We start from the raw sequence: 18,554 nt of genomic DNA on the forward strand, positions 1-18,554 counted from the left end.
TGCGAGTTGGTGTCCCACCGCCAGGAGGCCCACACCGCGGCACCAGGCAGATGGCTCCGAACAGGACGGGGACTGCTCTTGGGTTCACGCTTGCTGTTGGGCGCGAACGGTTTCACGGTCCAGGCTGGTCGCCGTGGTCGCCGACGCTGCGGTACGGGGCCAGGTCCAGGCGTACCGCACGATGAGGGCGAGAAGGATCAATTCCAATACGATGCCGAGGCCGTAGAAGTACAGCCAGGACTCGCCCATCGCGTTGAATGCCGTGATGGGGACGTAGAGCGAGGCCACGATGAGGTTTGCGATGCGGTTCACCCTGGCGGGCAGCGTCATCGACAGCACGACCATGAAGATCGGGATGGCCATGAGGGTCAGCGCCGTGGTCGAAAAGGACTGGGAGAGGTCGAACTCGAAGACCTTGCCGTCGAGGATGTCTTCGATGACGCCGGGCGTGAAGAAGTTGAGAATGTCCACGTAGGCGTATAGGAACATGAAGCTTGTCCACGTCGCGGCGAGCTTGGCTCTCACCGGTATCGGCTGGTCTTCCAATGTGGCGGTGGTGGGTTGACCTGTTCTCATCATGGGCTCCGTTGTTGTGGTGAGGATCGGTAGGTCTACGATCGCCGAGCCCGGCGGCGGGCGCCTCGGCCCGGAGGCTGGAGTTCGCCTGGCCGATGGCATGGTCTCTCTCTCGTACTTTCGGCGGGTACGCCGAGGCGCGCCGATCCCTAGGCTGGAGCCGTGGTCACTTTCCGGCGCCCCATCTGGCATGAGCCGCGGCCTGCTGACGCCCCACCCATCGGTCGGCTCGACTGGCTGCTGGTGGGGGTGTTCGCGGCCGCCGCCTTGGTCGAGGGCATCGCTCGGCCGGACTTGGCCTGGCGCCCCCTTGTGACGGTGCTCGCCCTGGCGCTGATGCCTGCCCTGCTCTGGCGGCGGGGTCGCCCCCTGCTGGCCGCCCTGGTCGGATGGGGTGTCGCGGGGCTGCTCTCGGTCCTCCAGCTGACTGCCCACGCCGGGGACATCGGCCTCTACTCCATGATGGCCGTCCTGATCCTGCTCTACTCCCTGGTGCGGTGGGGCTCGGGCCGGGAGATGGTCTTGGGGACGGCGTTCGTGACTGTCGTCGTCGCACTGGGGATGTACGTCTCCGCCGCGGGCTGGGCCGACGTTTTCGGCGGGAGCGTCCTGTTGCTGTTGTTCGTCGCCCTCGCGGCGGTGTTCCGCTACCGCGCGGACCTCTGGCATCGCCAACAGCGCGAGATCCGCAATCGGGAGCGGGTGGGGCTGGCTCGCGAGCTGCACGACACCGTGGCCCACCACGTCTCGGCCATCGCGGTGCAGGCGCAGGCCGGTGGCGTGGTTGCCGGCACCGAGCCTGAGAAGGCTGCCGAGATCCTGGCCGCGATCGAGTCCGAAGCGTCGCGAACCCTGGCGGAGATGAGATCCATGGTGCGGCTGCTGCGTGAGGAGGAAGCCGTCGCCTACTCACCCCAGCTGGGTGTCGCGGACCTGCCTGCTCTGGCGCGCGCCGACGCGACGCCCACCGTCGAGGTCTCGCTGGACGGTTCGTTGACCCGGCTGGCACGACCCGTGGATGCCGCGCTCTACCGGCTCGCGCAGGAGTCGCTGACCAACGCAGTACGGCACGCCCGGAGCGCGACCCGCGTCGGGATCCACGTACGCCGGGAGGGCGACGCCGTCAGGCTGCGTGTCAGCGACGATGGACAGACCGAGCCGGGGCCAGCCCCGGAGCCCGGGTTCGGCCTGCTGGGCATGACCGAACGCGCCCAGCTCCTCGGCGGATCGCTCTCCGCGGGGCCGAGGCCCGAGGGTGGCTGGGTGGTCGAGGCCGTGCTGCCGGTGGAGACTCTGGCATGAGCATCCGTGTTGTCGTAGCCGACGACCAGGACTTGGTCCGGACCGGGCTGGTGATGATCCTCGGCGCGCAACCCGACCTCGAGGTCGTGGGACAGGCAGCAGACGGGCTCGCAGCGCTCGACCTGGCGACCCGGCTGCGTCCCGATGTCCTCCTCGTCGACATCCGGATGCCCGGGCTCGACGGCGTCGAGGTGACGCGGCGCCTGGCCGGGCCAGGCGTGACCGACCCGATGGCGGTCGTCGTGATCACCACCTTCGACCTCGATGAGTACGTCCTCGGTGCCCTACGCGCCGGCGCCAGCGGCTTCCTACTCAAAGACGCCGGGCCGGAGCTCCTCGTGCAGGCTATCCACGCGGCGGCCAACGGGGACGCGCTGATCGCCCCCAACGTCACCCGTCGGCTGCTGGCGACCTTCGCCGACCAGGCGCCGGTGGTACCGGTCCAGCCCATCGACCCGCTCACCGAGCGCGAGAAGGAGGTGCTCGCGCTGGTGGCACGGGGCCGGACCAACGCCGAGATCGCCGCCGAACTCTTCGTCGGCCTGAGCACGGTCAAGACCCACGTCGCATCGTTGATGACCAAGCTCGGCGCCCGCAACCGCGTCGAGATCGCGATGTGGGCATACGACACCAGACGCGTGAGAGCCGATTAGTGGGTACAGATCGCAGCGTAGGCCCGTGCGGTTCGGTAGCCCAGCTATGAGTGCGGCCGGTCGTGGTTGTTCGGGTTCGGCGAGAAGCCTTTTCAGGGTGAAGTTTTCGCGTTCGAGGTCCTGTAGCAGCGGTCGCCGTCATGCGGGAAGTGGACAGGGACGTGAGGCTCGTCAACGCGCGGGGTGTTTGAACTGCCAGGCCGCCAACGCCAGCACTGCGATCCCCACAACCAACGTCACCAACCCACTCGTCATCAACCGCACCGTGATTCGGCGCAGCCGCTCATGCCTCTGGCGGTTCTCGAAGAACTTGTCGGTGGGCATGGTGTCGCCGATGAAGCAGGATTCGGAGGATTTGATGGCGCGGGTGGCGAGGGAGTCGGTGATGCCGCCTGCGGTGAGGGTGAGGAGGGCGGTGGCGATGCAGGTGATGGAGACGGTGGTGAGCGCGACGTCGAGCATGGGACCCCCGGTGTTCCGGGCCCGCCGGTGGGCGGCGGGCGGTTGTCCTGGTGGCACCAGTTTGGCGGTGGGGTCCGACATATTCGGCTGACGTATCGGTCGTGTGCCTGGGTGGAGGTCTCCGTTCGTAATGGGCAGCGGGCTCAGCGGCGTACTTCGGTGAGTGTGACCGGGCGGCGCTCGGCGCGGGAGAGTTCGCAGGCTTCGGCGATGTAGAAGGCTTCGAGGGCGTCGGCCACTGTGCACGGGCTGGGCGTGGTTCCGGTGGCGACGGCGACGAAGGTGGTGAGTTCCTCGGTGTAGGCGCGGCGGAATCGCTCCATGAATCCGGGGTAGGCGGGGTAGGGGGAGGCGGGGTGGTCGGGTTCGACGGAGTGGAGCGGGGCGCGGTCGTCGAGGCCGACGATGGCGTTGCCTCGGGAGCCGAGCACCTCGAGGCGGACGTCGTAGCCCGCGCCGTTGTAGCGGCCGAGGTTGACGGTCGCGAGGGTGCCGTCGTCGACGGTGAGTACGGCGGCGGCGGTGTCGATATCGCCTGCGGCGGTGATGAATTCGTCGCCGCGGTTCGCGCCGCGGGCATAGACCTCGGTGACTTCGCGGCCGGTGACCCAGCGGATGATGTCGAAATCGTGGACGCCGCAATCGCGGAACAGGCCGCCGGAGCGCGGGATGTAGTCGGCGGGCGGCGGCGCCGGGTCCAGCGTGGTGGCCCGCAGGGTGTGCAGCCAGCCGAGTTCGCCGCTGGCGACTGCTGCCCGGGCGGCGCGGTAGCCTGCGTCGAAGCGTCGTTGGAAGCCGATTTGCACGGGAACGGCGCTGGCGCGCACACGGTCCAGCACGGCTAGCGTGCCGGCGATGTCGGCGGCGACCGGCTTTTCGCAGAAGACCGGGATGCCGCGGTCGACGGCGGCTTCGATCAGGGCGGGGTGGGAGTCGGTCGCGGTGGCGATGACGAGCCCGGTGAGGTCGGCGGCGAGGAGCGACTCGATATCCCCAACGGCCTCGACGCCGAGTTTGGCCGCGGCGGCGTGCGCGCGGGTGGTGTCGATGTCGGCGACGACAACGCGATCGACACCCGGGAGTCCGTGCAGGGTTTCGGCGTGCGCCGTGCCGATGCGGCCGACGCCCGCGAGGCCTAATGTGACGGTGCTGCTCATCGATCCTCCTCGGTAGGAAAACGATTGCGTGCCTGGTGTTTCAGCGGAGCGCGGCGGTGGTGCCGCGGACGACGAGCTCGGGTTCGAGTCTGCGGCGGACGGGGTCGGTGCGCTCCCCGCGCAGACGTTCGGCGAGCGCTTCCACGGCCAGCTCCCCGATACGGACGCGCGGCTGGTCGATGGTGGTGAGCGCGATGTGGCGCAGCGCGGCGAGCGAGGTGTTGTCGTAGCCGACGACCGAGACGTCGTCCGGCACACACAGTCCGGCTTCCTCGAGCGCCGACATGGCGCCGACCGCGTTGAAGTCGTTGCCGCACACCAGCGCGGTGGGAAAGTCGCCGGGGGAGAAGATCTTCAGCAACTTGCGCACCCCGGCGATGCCCGCCGAGTCGGTGTGCTCGCTGGAGATCACCATCGGTTCCAGGCCGTGTCGCGCCATCGCGGTGCGGTAGCCGCGGCGACGGGCGGCCGCGGAGAACGCGGCGCCGCCGTCGAGGTGCACGATTCGACTGTGGCCCAACGAGACCAGATGATCGACGGCCAGTGTCGCACCCAGCTCGCCGTCATCGTTGACGGTGTCGACGCCCGCGATCGTGGAGCCGCGCGAGACCAGCACGACCGGAACCTGCTGCGCCGCTTGGCGAATCGCCGCAGCGGGCAACACGGGCGAGAGCAGGATGATCCCGCCGGGCCGGAACGACAGCAGGCTCTCCAGTGCGGTGCGCTCGCGGGCGGCGCTGCGGCGGCCGGTGTTCAGGATCAGTTCGAGCCCGGACCGCTGCGCGGCGGCGTCCATTCCCTCCACCACGTCGGCGAAGAAGGTGTTGCGCAGATCCGAGACGAGGACGCCCACGATATTGGAGGTCCGGCTGGCCAGCGATCGGGCCATGATGTGCGGCTGATAGCCCAGCTCGCGCGCGGCCTCCAGCACGGCGCGGCGCCGGTGCGCGCTGACCTTGGGCGAATCCCGCATGACGAGGGAGACCAGCGCACGAGAGACGCCCGCCCGGGCGGCGACGTCCTCCATCGTCGGTCGCGCCATCTCGCCTCCCTCCGCCGTTCCAGGGTCGGCTCGCCGAACTCGCCGTCGGCTGCCGGATCGGACGTTACACGGGCTCCTCCGCGCCAGCAATAGAGCGCTCTAATCGGACATTGCCAGGCGGTCGCTCCGCGCGCTTTTGCCGTGCCGGGCAAAGAAATACGAGGTCGAGACCAGGAAACGCGCGGGAGTCGCACCCCTTGACACGATGTGGCCTGCGTTACATAGTTGGAGCGCTCCAAAGCGAGGGCACCTGTTCACCTCGAAGGTCGGAGAGACGATGAACGAACCTCTCTACCCGCTGCGCATCGCGGCCGCGCCGATCTCCTGGGGCGTGTGCGAAGTCCCCGGCTGGGGCCACGTGCTCGAGGCAGAGGCAGTGCTGGCCGAGATGGCGCGACTCGGCATCACCGCGACCGAACTGGGCCCACCCGGCTACCTCCCGGACGACCCGGCGGTGCTGCGCGCATTGCTCGACGGCTTCGGCATCCGAGCGGTCGGCGGGTTCCTCGCGCTGCCGCTGCACCGTGCACCGGAGGATGCGCTGGCCGCCGCGCGACGGGCCGCTACGCTGTTCGCCGCCACCGGGGCGGAGGTCCTGGTGCTGGCCGCCGCCACGGGCTCGGACGGCTACGACGCGCGCCCCGAACTCGACTCCACCGAGTGGCGAACCCTGCTGGACACCGCCGCGGCCGTCCGCGACCTCGCGGCGGCGCACGGTCTGCGCACCGCGCTGCACCCGCACGTCGGCACGCACGTGGAGACCGAGGCGGAGGTCGAACGGTTCCTCGCGGACTCCGACCTCGATCTCTGCCTCGACACCGGCCATCTGCTGCTCGGCGGAACCGACCCCGTCGACCTGGCCCGCCGGTACCCGCACCGCATCGGACACGTCCACCTCAAGGACGTGCGCGCCGAACAAGCCGCCGAAGTGCGCAGCGGCGCAATCGAATACAGCGAGGCGGTGCGACGGGGGCTCTACGCGCCGCTCGGCGAGGGCGACATCGATATCGCGGCACTCGTGCGCGCGGTCCGCGCGGCGGGCTATCGCGGTTGGTACGTCATCGAGCAGGACACGGCGCTGCGATCGGCCGATCCCGTGACCTCGGCGAGCCGCGACGCGCGACACAGTCTGCGCTACCTTGCCGATCTGAGCCTCGCATCGGCGTCGCGACGGTAGGGGCGCGTCAGATGTTCGGACGAAAAGTCGCTGTTACCTATGGATTCTCGTTGCGCGCTGCCGTTTCGCTGGCGGCCGTCGCCGCACTGGCCGCCTGTAGCGGCCCGGGTGCCGACGTTGCAGGCCCCACCCGAACACGCGTCGCCGCAGGCGAATTGGAGTCGGTCGCGGTGGTCACCCACGGCAGCGCGGGCGACGCCTTCTGGAACGTCGTCAAGAACGGTGCGGAGGCCGCGGGCAAGGAACTCGGCGTCGCCGTGGAATACAACTCCTCCGGAGATCCCGGCCAGCAGGCGAAGCTGATCGACAACGCGGTGGCGCAGGGCGTGGACGGTCTGGTGGTCTCGATGGCCAACCCGGAGGCGCTGCGGCCCTCGGTGGAGCGCGCGGTCTCGGCCGGAGTCCCGGTGGTCACCATCAACTCGGGGGAAAGCGAGAGCGCGAAGTACGGCGCGTTCGCGCACGTCGGGCAGAGCGAGGGCCTCGCGGGCCAGGCGGCGGGCAGGCGGCTCGCCGACGCCGGACGCGAGAAGCTGCTGTGCGTCATCCACGAGGCGGGCAATATCGGCGCCAACCAGCGCTGCGACGGCGCGACCCGTGCCTTCGGCAACGGCACGACACTCCAGGTGGACATCAACAACCCCACCGACGCCCAATCCCGGATCAAAGGCGCGCTGGAGGCCGATCGCTCGATCGATGCCGTGCTGACGCTGAACTCCCAGGTCGCCGCCCGCGCCGTGGACGCGGTGCGCGAATCGCGATCCGCCGCCACGGTGGCGACCTTCGACCTGAACACCGACGTGGTCGAGGCCCTTCGGGCGGGCGCGCTGCTGTTCGCGGTCGATCAGCAGCAGTACGAACAGGGCTACCTGCCGATCGTGCTGCTCGAGCTGTACCGCGCGAATTTGAACACGGTCGGCGGCGGCGCGCCGGTGCAGACGGGCCCCGGCTTCGTGGACGCCGACAACGTCGAGGCCGTCGCCACGCTCGTCGCCCAAGGCACCCGGTGAGGACCACGAACATGACCACGACGACCGAACGCACCGAGGTCACGCCCAGCACCGAAGGACCGAGCCTGCTCCAGCGCCTGGCGGTGCGACCGGAGATCGGAGCCGCTCTCGGCGCGCTGCTGGTGTTCGTCTTCTTCTCGCTCGTCACCGATCGCTTCCTCAGTCCGCTCGGGATCGCGACCTGGTTGGACGACGCGTCCACGCTCGGCATCATGGCGGTCGCGGTGGCGCTGCTGATGATCGGCGGCGAATTCGACCTCTCGGCGGGCGTGATGACCGCCTCGACCGCGCTCGTCACGGCACTGCTCGCGGTGCACGGGGGGTGGAACGTCTGGTTCGCGCTGCTGGCCTCGCTGGTGTTCGCGCTGACCGTCGGCGCGTTCAACGGCTGGGTCGTGATGCGCACGGGGTTACCGAGTTTCATCGTCACCCTCGGCACTTTCCTTGCGCTGCAAGGTCTCAACCTCGGCGTCACCCGTTTGGTCACCGACACGGTGCAGGTGTCGGGCGTGCGGGCCGCGGACGGCTACGAGTCGGCGGGCTGGGTGTTCGCGGCCACGCTGAACATCGGCGACGCGCGCATCCAGGCCTCGGTGGTGTGGTGGATCGTGCTCACGGCGATCGCCTCGATCATCCTGGTGCGCACCAAGTTCGGCAATTGGATCTTCGCGGTCGGCGGCTCGCTGCCCAGCGCGCGGGCGGTGGGTGTTCCGGCGGACCGGACCAAGATCCTGCTGTTCATGGGGACCGCGTTCGCGGGCTGGGTGGTCGGCTCCTGCAACATCCTGCGATTTGCCAGCGTGCAGGCCAACCAGGGCGTGGGGCTCGAGCTGCACTACATCATCGCTGCCGTGGTCGGCGGCTGCCTGCTCACCGGCGGCTTCGGCTCGGCGATCGGCGCGGCCATCGGCGCGCTCATCTTCGGCATGGCCCGCCAGGGCATCGTGTTCGCACGCTGGGACAGCGACTGGTTCATGCTGTTCCTCGGGGTGCTGCTGCTGGCCGCGGTGCTGGTGAACAACCGATTCCAGAAGCGAGCGGAAAGGGTGCGCCGATGACCGCCCCCCTGATCGAGACGATCGACATCGGCAAGAGCTACGGCGGCGTCGTCGCGCTGCGTGACGTGTCGACGGTGGTGCGGGCGGGCGAGGTCACCTGTGTGCTCGGCGACAACGGCGCGGGCAAATCCACGCTGATCAAGATCCTCGCCGGGGTGCACCGGCACGACAGAGGCGACTTGCGCGTCGAGGGCGAGCGAGTCCGATTCGATTCGCCGCGTGCGGCATTGGATCGCGGTATCGCGACCGTGTACCAGGATCTCGCGGTGGTGCCGTTGATGAGTGTCTGGCGCAACTTCGTGCTCGGATTCGAGCCCACGACCGGGCCCTTCCGGCTGCTCGATCGGAAGGCCGGGCGCGAGATCGCCCGGAAGGCACTAACCGACATGGGTATCGAGATCGAGGACATGGAGCAGCCGGTCGGCACCCTGTCCGGCGGACAGCGGCAGTGTGTCGCGATCGCCAGGGCAGTGCATCGCGGTGCCAAGGTGCTGATCCTCGACGAGCCGACCGCCGCGTTGGGCGTGAAACAGGCTGGGGTGGTGCTGAAGTACGTGGTACAGGCGCGCGAGCGCGGACTCGGCGTCGTCCTCATCACGCACAATCCGCACCATGCCTACCCCGTCGGCGACCGCTTCCTGCTGCTCGAGCGCGGCGCGGTGCTCGGCGCCTACGAGAAGTCCGAGATCGACCTGTCCGAGCTGACCAGGCAGATGGCGGGCGGAGCCGAATTGGACGCGCTGCGACACGAATTGGCGCGGGTGATCGGCTCGTGACCGGGTCCGCGGGGGCGGGCACGATCGAGGCGCTGACCATCGGCCGCGTCGGCGTCGACCTGTATCCGGAGCAGGGCGGCGTCCCGCTCGCCGAGGTGCGGTCCTTCGCGAAATCGTTGGGCGGCACGGCGACCAACGTCGCGGTGGCCGCCGCGCGCCTCGGCCGTCGCTCGGCGGTGCTCACCAAAGTCGGCCCGGACGGCTTCGGCGCGTACGTTCGCGCGGCGCTCACCGAGTTCGGTGTCGCGGCGGACTACGTCGGCACCGCGCCGAATCTGCTGACGCCCGTGGTCTTCTGCGAGCTGAACCCGCCCGCCGATCCGCCGCTGCTCTTCTACCGCGCACCGATCGCGCCAGACCTCACCCTCACACCCGAGGACGTGCCGTGGGATCTCGTCGACGCCGTGCCGCTGCTGTGGGTCACCGGCACCGGCGTCAGCGCCGAACCCGCGCGCGGCACCCAGCGCGCGATCCTGGAGCGGCGCGCCCGGCGCGGGCACACGGTCCTCGACCTGGACTATCGGCCGATGTTCTGGTCGGACGAGGCGACCGCGCGCGCCGAGATCGGCTGGATGCTCGACCACGTGAACGTCGTCGTGGGCAACCGCACCGAGGTCGGCATCGCGATCGGCACGACCGATCCCGATGCGGCGGCCGACCGGCTGCTGGCGCGCGGCATCCGGCTCGCGGTGATCAAGCGCGGCGCCGAGGGCGTCCTCGTGGCCACCGCCGACGAGCGCTGGACCGTGCCGCCGTGCCGGGTGGCGGTGGTGTGCGGGCTCGGCGCGGGCGACGGCTTCGGCGGCGCGCTGATCCACGGGCTGCTCGCCGACTGGGACCCGCACCGCATCGGCGTCTACGCCAACGCGGCGGGCGCGCTGGTCGCGTCCCGGCTGGCCTGCGCGGACGCCATGCCGACGGCCGCGGAGATCGAGGAGCTGCTGTGCCGATGAACCCGTACCTGACCGACGACCGCTGGGCCGATCTGCTGCGAATTCGCGCGACGGACCCGGCGGCCGTAGAACGGGCCTACGCCAAGCGAATTCGGCGGTCCGCCCTGCTCTCGGAACGCGAGACGCTGTTCCTTGTCGCCGCGGACCATCCCGCGCGCGGCGCGCTCGGCGTCGGATCGGACCGCACCGCGATGGCCGACCGGCGCACCCTGCTGGAACGGTTGCTGATCGCGCTGGCCGATCCGGCGGTGGACGGTGTGCTGGGATCGCCGGACGTGGTCGAGGAGCTGCTGTTGCTCGACGCGCTGGACGACAAGGTGGTGATCGGCTCGATGAACCGCGGCGGCTTGGCGGGCGCCGAGTGGGAGATCGACGACCGGTTCACCGGCTACGACGCCGACGCACTGGTCCGCTACCGCCTCGACGGCGGCAAAATGCTTCTCCGGCTGGTCGATTCGGATCCGGGCACGGTGCCCACCCTGCACGCTTGCGCGCAGGCGGTGTCCGAGCTCGCCGCGCACGGTCTGATGGCGATGGTGGAACCGCTTCCATACCACCGCGACGCGTCCGGCGCGCTGGTGATGAGCAAGGACGCGCCCGCACTCGCGCGGGCCATCACCGTCGCCTCCGGCCTCGGGGTCACCTCGGCCTACACCTGGCTGAAAATTCCTGCCCCCGAGGATAGTTCGGTGCTGGACGCGACGACGCTGCCGGTTGTCGTGCTCGGCGGAGTGCCCTCGGGTGACCCGGCCGCGGACCTGGCCGCGTGGGGCGGCGCGCTGCACCACGACGTGGTGCGCGGCTTGGTGGTGGGGCGCACCCTGCTCTACCCACCGGACGGCGATGTCGCCGCCGCCGTCGACGCGGCGGCGCGGATGCTGAAGGAGTCCCGATGACACTGCATCGTCCGGCCGGGACACTGGCCGACGGCCGAGACCCGGTCCGGCTCACCGCCGAGGACGCCGGATGGCGCTACACCGGCCTGCGCGTAGTCGAACTCGCGCCGGGCGAGACCAGAACCCTGGCCACCGGAGAGTACGAGGCGTTCGTGCTGCCGCTGTCCGGCTCCTGCGTCGTCCGGGCCGACGCGCACGTCCTCGAATTACGCGGGCGCGACTCGGTTTTCACCCGGGTGACCGATTTCGCGTACGTACCGCGCGACGCCGACGTCGCGTTGTCCAGCGCCGACGGCGCGGTGCTCGCCATGCCGATGGCCAGATGCGCGCGGCGGCTGTCGCCGAAATACGGTCCCGCCGAGGAGGTTCCGGTCGAGGTGCGGGGCGCGGGCCGGGCGACGCGGCAGGTCAACAACTTCGGCGTGCCCGGCGTCTGGGCGCACGCGGACAAGCTCAACGCCTGCGAGCTGATCACGCCGGACGGCAACTGGTCGTCGTACCCGCCGCACAAGCACGACGAGGCGAGCGCGTGCGAGGTGGTCAACGAGGAGATCTACTACTTCCGCATCGCGGGCCGCGACGGCGTCACCCCGTCCCGCGAGGGCTTCGGCCTGCACCGCACTTATACCGCCGAGGTGGACGAGAACGTGGCGGTCCGCGACGGCGACGTCTTCCTGGTGCCGCGCGGTTACCACGGTCCGTGTGTCGCCGCGCCCGGCTACCCGATGTACTACCTCAACGTGCTGGCCGGTCCGGCGCCCGAACGGTCGATGGCCTTCTGCGACGATCCGGCGCACGCCTGGGTGCGGGACGGCTGGGCGGGGGAGCAGGCCGACCCGCGCTGCCCGGTCACCGGCCCGGAAGGACGGTTGTCATGGAACTGACCACCGCGCAGGCCCTGGTGTCCTGGTTGGTCGCGCAGCGCTCCGAGACGCTGGACGGCGCGGACGTGCCGCTGTTCCCAGCCGTCTTCGCGATCTTCGGGCACGGGAACGTGCTCGGCCTCGGCACGGCGTTGCACGAACGCCGCGACGAGCTGCCCGTCTGGCGCGGGCACACCGAGCAGGGGATAGCACTGGCGGCCGTCGGCTACGCCAAGGCAACACACCGGCGCCAAGTCGGCGTCGCCACGTCCTCCATCGGGCCCGGCGCGCTGAACATGGTGACCGCGGCGGGCGTCGCGCACGCCAACCGGCTGCCGCTGCTGCTGCTTCCCGGCGACACCTTCACCGGACGCGCCCCCGATCCGGTGCTGCAACAGGTCGAACACTTCGGGGACGCGACCGCGACGGTGAACGACGCGTTCCGGGCGGTGAGCCGCTACTTCGACCGGATCACCGAACCCGAACAGCTCATCGCGACGCTGCCGCAGGTGGCCCGCGTGCTGACCGATCCAGCCGACGCCGGACCGGTCACCCTGGCACTGCCCCAGGACGTGCAGGCCGAGACCTTCGACTTCCCGGACGCGCTGTTCACTCCGGTGCTGCACCGCGTGCCGCGGCCTCGCCCCGACCTGCGGGCGCTGACCGAGGCCGCCGCGGCCATCCGCGCCGCGCGGCGACCGCTACTGGTGCTCGGCGGCGGCGTGCGCTACTCGGGCGCAGGCCCGATCGCGGTGGAATTCGCGGAGCGGCACGGCATTCCGATCACCGAGACCACCGCGGGCCGCACGCTGGTGCCCCACGATCACCCGCTGCACGCGGGCCCGCTCGGCATCACCGGCTCGGCGTCGGCGAACGCGCTCGCCGCGGACGCGGACCTGGTGCTTGCCGTCGGCACCCGATTGCAGGACTTCACGACGGCATCGTGGACGGTCTTCGCGCCCGACGTTCGCCTGGTCACCGTCAACGCGGCCCGCTTCGACGCCGTCAAGCACGGCGCGCTGCCGGTCGTCGGCGATGCGGCAGCCACCCTCTCTGAACTGGCCGAACACCTGTCCGGATGGATCGTCCCTGCGGACTGGACCGGCCGCGCCGCGCCGCTGCGGGAGACCTGGGATGCCCGGATCGACAAGCTGCGCGCCCCGACACCGGGCACGCCCAGCTACGCCCAGGTGGTCGGCATCGTCAACGAGCTCGCGACGCCGGAGGACTACGTCATGACGGCGTCGGGCGGGCTGCCCGGCGAGCTGATCGGCGGCTGGCGGGCCGCCGGAGGGACGCCGAGCATGGACGTGGAGTACGGATTCTCCTGTATGGGTTACGAACTCGCGGGGGCGTGGGGTGCGGCCATGGCGCGCGAGCACGGTCTGGTCACCACCTTGCTCGGCGACGGCTCCTATCTGATGCTGAATTCGGAACTGTTCTCGGCGGCCTTCGCCGGGCACCCGTTCGTCGCCGTGATGTGCGACAACGACGGCTACGCGGTGATCGCGCGCTTGCAGGAGGGGCAGGGCGGTGCGGCGTTCAACAATCAGTACGCGGACTGCCGCACCACCCTCGTCGACCCGCCGCGAGTGGATTTCGTGGCGCACGCCTCCGCGCTGGGTTGCTCGGTGTTCACTGCGACAGATACCGACCAGTTTCGAAATGTCTATCGACAAGCGCGGGCTACCGCCGTCGCGACATCCCGTCCCGCGGTCGTCGTGGTGAAGACTCGGGCCGCCGACTGGACCGAGGCCGGTGCATGGTGGGAAGTCGGTGTGCCGCAATACCTTTCCGGCCGCGGCGACTACGATGCGAACAAGCCCGCGCAGCTGCGCTACGTGCGAGGGCGATGACTCGCACGTAAGGTCGGTCGTGTACGTCGGTGTACAGGCCTGTTCGCTGGGCGGTCGACACCCGGTCCCGGATGCGAGGTGAGAGACACAGACCCCCGTGAGCGTTGAATAGCTCACAGTGGATGGGGCCGAATGTGGAGAAATTCGTCGGATGATGGCATTGTGGATCTACGAGACCGGGGTGTCTATGCAAGTCCCTGGCTCGTCAACAGAAAGTATGAAATGGCTCAAGGCATTGTTAAGTGGTTCAACAGCGAGAAGGGCTTCGGCTTCATTGCCCAGGACGGCGGCGGTCCCGACGTCTTCGTGCACTACTCGGCTGTGAGCGGTTCGGGTTTCCGGTCCCTCGATGAGGGGCAGCGCGTGGAGTTCGAGATCGGCCAGGGACAGAAGGGTCCGCAGGCTCAGGACGTCCGCGTCGTCGCCTGATTCGACACGCACTTCGAGGCTCCGCACCATTACGGTGCGGGGCCTCTCGTCGTTTCGGGCTGGGTGAGACCCGCCCGAACCGTCGCACGATGGACCGAGCGGCACCCCGCGTTGTACCCTTCCCCGGTTCTGCGCGTTCGGAGAAGGTGCGGCGTATGGCTCAGGGCACAGTGATGTGGTTCGACACCGAAAAGGGTTTCGGTTTCATCGCCCAAGATGGTGGTGGCAAGGACGTGTTCGTGGACTACCTGGATCTCCAGGGTTCCGGGTTCCGATCCTTGACGGCCGGGCAGCGGGTGGAGTTCGAGCTGCGCCAAAGCAAGTCGGGGCCGGAGGCGATCGGCGTGCGAGTCATCGAGTAGGTGTATCCCCGCACCGCCCGGCAGCCGCTACCGGGCGGACAGCGCCTGCGCGCGGAAGAACTCCGCGGTGAGGTCCCGTGCCCGTCCCAGGTCCCGTTCGCCGGAGCGTGGGAAAGCGTCCGTGGCACTGCCGAATTCGCCCACGATGAAGTCGGCGATCGGCGCGGGCACGGCTCCGCTGCCCATTTCCCTTGTCCGCGACTTGAGTTCGGTCAGCTCGGCCACGGCCGTGACCAGGTCGGCGGGCAGCTCGCACTGCGCGAGCAGCGTCGGCAGATGCATCGGCGCCACCGCCGCTTCGGGATGCTCGCGCAGCCACCGCAGCGCCATCGCGGGACGCAGCGCGTAGAAAACCTTCTTCAGTGATCGGTTGCGGTCGAACAGTTCCCACTGCCGAGCGCCGAGGTGCAGGTAGTGCCGCGCCACTTGATCGCGGGCGGCGATCTGCTCGGCCAGCGCCCGCAGCTCGGCGCGGAATCCCGCGTCGCCGCGGTACACGATCGGCGACATCAGCCACTCGATCAGCACCGCGTTGCCTTTGACCAGCAACCGCAACGCTTTACCCAGCTCCCAGCCGTTGACATCGAGCAAGCCCACGAGCGGCGTCTCGATCACATCGCGCGTCCGCCACGGCGACAGATAGGTGTCCAACGGCGCCACGTACACGAAGCGGCAGTCGTAGTCGGAGTCCGGCGACGGGAAACCCCAAGCACGGCTACCGCTTTCGATGGCCAGCGGCACCCGCACGCGATGCTCGCGCTCGATCCGGTCCAGCTCGGCGTCGACGGACCCGACCACGGTCGGATCCATCGACTCCGGAACAGCGCGCAACGACATGCCTCGATCGTATGTGCGAGGGTGTCCGCGCTTCAGCTCATTTTTCGGGCCGAAACGTGGTGCGTGCCATCACCTGTCGAGCCGGACACCGACGCAAGCGCGGGTGTGTCGCCACGTCCCCACACGCGGCCTCGACGTCGACACGTCCCGATCCGGTCGCGACGGTCCGCAGTGCGGCGACCGCCAGCGCCACGGCCGCACTGTCGAGGCCGCCGCCACACCGCTGAGCACCACCGAGGTGGCCCAAGCGGCCGCACGGGCGGGTGCCAGGCGCGTCGCGACCCCGGCGGTGATCGCCCGCACCGTGCCCACTCCGATGCCGATCGGTATGTGCCGGGCGAGCAGCGCGCCGCAGTTCGGCGCCAGCGCGATGCTTAGGTTGCCGAGCAGCAGCACCACGCGGTGCGGGCAACACCGCACGCGGTCGAACCGGCCGAGCCCCGCGGCGAGTAGCGGTCATGCTGACGGCGGCGACTCGGGCGCGCAGGTTGCTGTGGCGCCCTGTCGTCGGCGGTCTCGACCGCGGAAACGGCGTTCTCGGCTGCCACTGCGAGTTATACGACGAATTGCCTGTCAATAACCAAACTGGCTGCGCCCAGAAAAATACCGGCATTGGGATGCCCTGGTTTCGAGCGCGAGTTCATGTTCGCAGCGTGTCCCGCCCGGCTAATTCGGCAAGCGCGCGGAAGTTGTCGTTCTCATAGTTTCTCCGGCGATTCCTTAGAGTCCTCTCATGAATAGGCAGATGCTGCGCACGCGAATGATCTGGACAGTCGACCAGCGTCCGAACCCTGCAAACATGCAGGTAAAGGCCGGTTTTTGAGGGTGAATTCATGGGATGTTCGGTGATCTGCACCGCATTGAAGATTTGAATGTAGTGCGCGTCACAATTTTCCAGAATTTCGTAACCGCATTCGCACCGCAGCCGATGTGCCGTGTGTCAGCCAGTTCGACTGGATAATTTCGAGGAAGAGGAATTCTTATGATCCCCGTTATCATCGACACCGGTAGCGCCGCCATCAACGGCCTGTTCGACACCCTCGGCGCCGCGCTGAACGGTGTGCTGAACACCCTGTGGACGGGATCCTTCGGCGGCCGCTGATTCGACTCCGCGATCGAGCGACTCGATCGGGTCCGTGCCGTCCGATCGGCACGACCGTGGAAGACCCCGCACCCCCTCGGTGCGGGGTCTTCCCGTCTTCTCCGAGCGTTTCGGACACGACCGCTGCTTTCGGGCAGCGCGCATGCGCCGGACCGCCGCTGACATCGACGTGGACCCGGTGGCCTTACGGCAGAACGCCATTCGCTTTCGGTCGTCCGCCCACCTCACACACTGACGGCAGCCGCCTACCGGGTGGTACAGCCGGACGAAATGCCGACCACTAAGCTTGTCGGCGGTAACTGCCGACCCCCATTTCCCCAGGAGTACCCCACAGTGAGCCAAGCAGGCCGTCCTGTTGTTCTGATCGCCGACAAGCTCGCCCAGTCGACCGTCGACGCGCTCGGTGACGGTGTCGAGGTTCGCTGGGTCGACGGCCCCGACCGCCCGGCCCTGCTCGCCGCGGTTCCGGAGGCCGACGCGCTGCTCGTGCGTTCCGCCACCACCGTCGACGCCGAGGTGCTCGAGGCAGGCAAGAACCTGAAGATCGTCGCCCGCGCCGGCGTCGGCCTCGACAACGTCGACGTGCCCGCGGCCACCGAGCGCGGCGTCATGGTCGTCAACGCGCCGACCTCCAACATCCACACCGCCGCCGAGCACGCGGTCACCCTGCTGCTCGCCGCCGCCCGCCAGGTCCCCGCCGCCGACGCGACCCTGCGCGAGCGCACCTGGAAGCGCAGCAAGTTCAACGGTGTCGAGATCTTCGGCAAGACCGTCGGCGTCGTCGGCCTCGGCCGCATCGGCCAGCTGTTCGCCGCGCGCCTCGCCGCGTTCGAGACCAAGCTCATCGCCTACGACCCCTACGTCTCCCCGGCGCGCGCCGCCCAGCTCGGCATCGAGCTGGTCACCCTGGACGAGCTGCTGCAGCGCGCCGACCTGATCTCGGTGCACCTGCCCAAGACCCCGGAGACCAAGGGCCTGCTGAGCAAGGAGAAGCTCGCCCTCACCAAGCCGGGCGTCATCATCGTCAACGCCGCGCGCGGCGGCCTGATCGACGAGGCCGCGCTGGCCGACGCCATCAAGTCGGGCCACGTGCGCGCCGCCGGTCTGGACGTGTTCGAGACCGAGCCGTGCACCGACAGCCCGCTGTTCGAGCTGCCGCAGGTCGTCGTCACCCCGCACCTGGGCGCGTCCACCTCCGAGGCGCAGGACCGCGCGGGCACCGATGTCGCGAAGTCGGTGCTGCTGGCCCTGGCGGGTGAGTTCGTGCCTGGCGCCGTGAACGTCACCGGCGGCGCGGTCGGCGAAGAGGTCGCCCCGTGGCTGGAGATCGTGCGCAAGCAGGGCGCCCTGGTCGGCAAGCTGTCCGACGAGCTGCCCGTCAGCATCGAGGTGCAGGTGCGCGGCGAGCTCGCCTCCGAGGACGTCGCGGTGCTGGAGCTCTCGGCGCTGCGGGGCATCTTCTCGGCGCTGGTCGAGGACCAGGTCACCTTCGTCAACGCGCCCGCGCTGGCCAAGGAGCGCGGCATCACCGCGCAGGTCACCACCGCGCCGGAGAGCCCGAGCCACCGCAGCGTCGTCGACCTGCGCGCCGTGTTCGGCGACGGCCGCACGCTGAACGTCGCGGGCACGCTGACCGAGCCGCAGCAGGTGCAGAAGATCGTCAACATCAACGGCCGCAACTACGACATGCGGGCCGAGGGCCTGAACCTGGCGATCCTCAACTACGAGGACCGGCCGGGCGCGCTGGGCAAGATCGGCACCAAGCTCGGCGAGGCCGACATCGACATCCTGGCCGCGCAGCTGAGCCAGGACGTGGACAAGGAAGGCGCGACCGTCGTCCTCCGCGTGAACAAGGAAGTGCCCGCCGACGTGCAGGCCGCGATCGCCGAGTCGGTCGGCGCCGCCAAGATCGCGCTGGTCGACCTGTTCTGATCCGTTCGGCGCGCCGAGCGCCGGACGAGAACCGTGCCGCGCGCCCGGACCCCCCGGGGGGGGGGCGCGGCCGGTTACCCGCCGGGTGGCGGGGGGGGGCGGGGTAGGGAA

Annotated in this window: 18 protein-coding genes; 13 read left to right on the forward strand and 5 right to left on the reverse strand. The window is 69.4% G+C overall.

What is annotated here, in order from left to right; all coding sequences use genetic code 11:
• Positions 1-84: 84 nt before the first annotated feature.
• Positions 85-576: a DUF6326 family protein gene (locus tag AB0H49_RS20260; RefSeq protein WP_357253449.1), complete on the reverse strand. Its 492-nt coding sequence runs from the start codon at positions 574-576 to the stop codon at positions 85-87.
• 162 nt (positions 577-738) lie between these two features.
• Between AB0H49_RS20260 and AB0H49_RS20265 the strand changes: the two genes are divergently transcribed.
• Positions 739-1,878, forward strand: a complete 1,140-nt coding sequence (locus AB0H49_RS20265) for a sensor histidine kinase (protein ID WP_357253451.1) — start codon at positions 739-741, stop codon at positions 1,876-1,878.
• On the forward strand, positions 1,875-2,531 hold the full coding sequence (locus AB0H49_RS20270) for a response regulator transcription factor (RefSeq protein WP_357253452.1): 657 nt from the start codon (positions 1,875-1,877) through the stop codon (positions 2,529-2,531). Before AB0H49_RS20265 ends, AB0H49_RS20270 begins: the two co-directional genes overlap by 4 nt.
• A gap of 171 nt (positions 2,532-2,702) precedes the next feature.
• Here AB0H49_RS20270 and AB0H49_RS20275 read toward each other — a convergent pair whose 3' ends face one another.
• The 3 genes from AB0H49_RS20275 to AB0H49_RS20285 form a co-directional block, all read right to left on the reverse strand.
• A complete protein-coding gene (locus AB0H49_RS20275; protein ID WP_357253453.1) occupies positions 2,703-2,993 on the reverse strand; it encodes a hypothetical protein in 291 nt (96 codons plus the stop codon).
• Positions 2,994-3,136: 143 nt separating this feature from the next.
• Positions 3,137-4,150, reverse strand: a complete 1,014-nt coding sequence (locus AB0H49_RS20280) for a Gfo/Idh/MocA family oxidoreductase (protein ID WP_357253455.1) — start codon at positions 4,148-4,150, stop codon at positions 3,137-3,139.
• A 40-nt stretch (positions 4,151-4,190) separates the two neighbouring features.
• Entirely contained in the window at positions 4,191-5,192 is a 1,002-nt protein-coding gene (locus tag AB0H49_RS20285) for a LacI family DNA-binding transcriptional regulator (RefSeq protein ID WP_357253457.1), read from the reverse strand.
• 277 nt (positions 5,193-5,469) lie between these two features.
• Here AB0H49_RS20285 and AB0H49_RS20290 point away from each other — a divergent pair, with 277 nt between their 5' ends.
• The 10 genes from AB0H49_RS20290 to AB0H49_RS20335 all read left to right on the forward strand — a co-directional run bounded on the left by AB0H49_RS20290 (position 5,470) and on the right by AB0H49_RS20335 (position 14,572).
• Positions 5,470-6,369 carry a TIM barrel protein gene (locus AB0H49_RS20290; protein ID WP_357253459.1) on the forward strand — a complete coding sequence of 300 codons (900 nt, stop codon included), beginning with the start codon at positions 5,470-5,472 and terminating at the stop codon, positions 6,367-6,369.
• A 50-nt stretch (positions 6,370-6,419) separates the two neighbouring features.
• Positions 6,420-7,379, forward strand: a complete 960-nt coding sequence (locus tag AB0H49_RS20295) for a sugar ABC transporter substrate-binding protein (RefSeq protein ID WP_357253461.1) — start codon at positions 6,420-6,422, stop codon at positions 7,377-7,379.
• 11 nt (positions 7,380-7,390) lie between these two features.
• Positions 7,391-8,437: an ABC transporter permease gene (locus AB0H49_RS20300; protein WP_357253463.1), complete on the forward strand. Its 1,047-nt coding sequence runs from the start codon at positions 7,391-7,393 to the stop codon at positions 8,435-8,437.
• A complete protein-coding gene (locus AB0H49_RS20305; protein ID WP_357253465.1) occupies positions 8,434-9,213 on the forward strand; it encodes an ATP-binding cassette domain-containing protein in 780 nt (259 codons plus the stop codon). The genes AB0H49_RS20300 and AB0H49_RS20305 overlap by 4 nt, the downstream gene beginning before the upstream one ends.
• A complete protein-coding gene (iolC, locus tag AB0H49_RS20310) occupies positions 9,210-10,166 on the forward strand; it encodes a 5-dehydro-2-deoxygluconokinase (RefSeq protein ID WP_357253466.1) in 957 nt (318 codons plus the stop codon). The genes AB0H49_RS20305 and iolC overlap by 4 nt, the downstream gene beginning before the upstream one ends.
• Positions 10,163-11,062 (forward strand): aldolase, encoded by a 900-nt coding sequence (locus AB0H49_RS20315; protein WP_357253491.1) that lies wholly within the window; start codon positions 10,163-10,165, stop codon positions 11,060-11,062. Before iolC ends, AB0H49_RS20315 begins: the two co-directional genes overlap by 4 nt.
• Entirely contained in the window at positions 11,059-11,946 is an 888-nt protein-coding gene (gene iolB, locus AB0H49_RS20320) for a 5-deoxy-glucuronate isomerase (protein ID WP_357253468.1), read from the forward strand. The genes AB0H49_RS20315 and iolB overlap by 4 nt, the downstream gene beginning before the upstream one ends.
• Positions 11,937-13,781, forward strand: coding sequence for a 3D-(3,5/4)-trihydroxycyclohexane-1,2-dione acylhydrolase (decyclizing) (gene iolD, locus AB0H49_RS20325; RefSeq protein WP_357253470.1), 1,845 nt, complete (start codon positions 11,937-11,939; stop codon positions 13,779-13,781). The genes iolB and iolD overlap by 10 nt, the downstream gene beginning before the upstream one ends.
• A 222-nt stretch (positions 13,782-14,003) precedes the next feature.
• Positions 14,004-14,210 (forward strand): cold-shock protein, encoded by a 207-nt coding sequence (locus AB0H49_RS20330; RefSeq protein ID WP_011210759.1) that lies wholly within the window; start codon positions 14,004-14,006, stop codon positions 14,208-14,210.
• A 155-nt stretch (positions 14,211-14,365) separates the two neighbouring features.
• Positions 14,366-14,572, forward strand: coding sequence for a cold-shock protein (locus tag AB0H49_RS20335; RefSeq protein ID WP_141809440.1), 207 nt, complete (start codon positions 14,366-14,368; stop codon positions 14,570-14,572).
• Between the two features lie 27 nt (positions 14,573-14,599).
• Here the strand turns inward: AB0H49_RS20335 and AB0H49_RS20340 are convergent, their stop codons facing one another.
• Positions 14,600-15,409, reverse strand: a complete 810-nt coding sequence (locus AB0H49_RS20340) for a nucleotidyltransferase domain-containing protein (protein WP_357253473.1) — start codon at positions 15,407-15,409, stop codon at positions 14,600-14,602.
• Positions 15,410-16,844: 1,435 nt separating this feature from the next.
• On the opposite strand from AB0H49_RS20340, the gene serA reads away from it, so the two are divergent.
• Positions 16,845-18,443, forward strand: coding sequence for a phosphoglycerate dehydrogenase (gene serA / locus AB0H49_RS20345; protein WP_354999252.1), 1,599 nt, complete (start codon positions 16,845-16,847; stop codon positions 18,441-18,443).
• Positions 18,444-18,554: the final 111 nt, after the last annotated feature.

It is taken from the genome of Nocardia sp. NPDC050713 (assembly GCF_040654315.1).
Lineage (GTDB): Bacteria > Actinomycetota > Actinomycetes > Mycobacteriales > Mycobacteriaceae > Nocardia.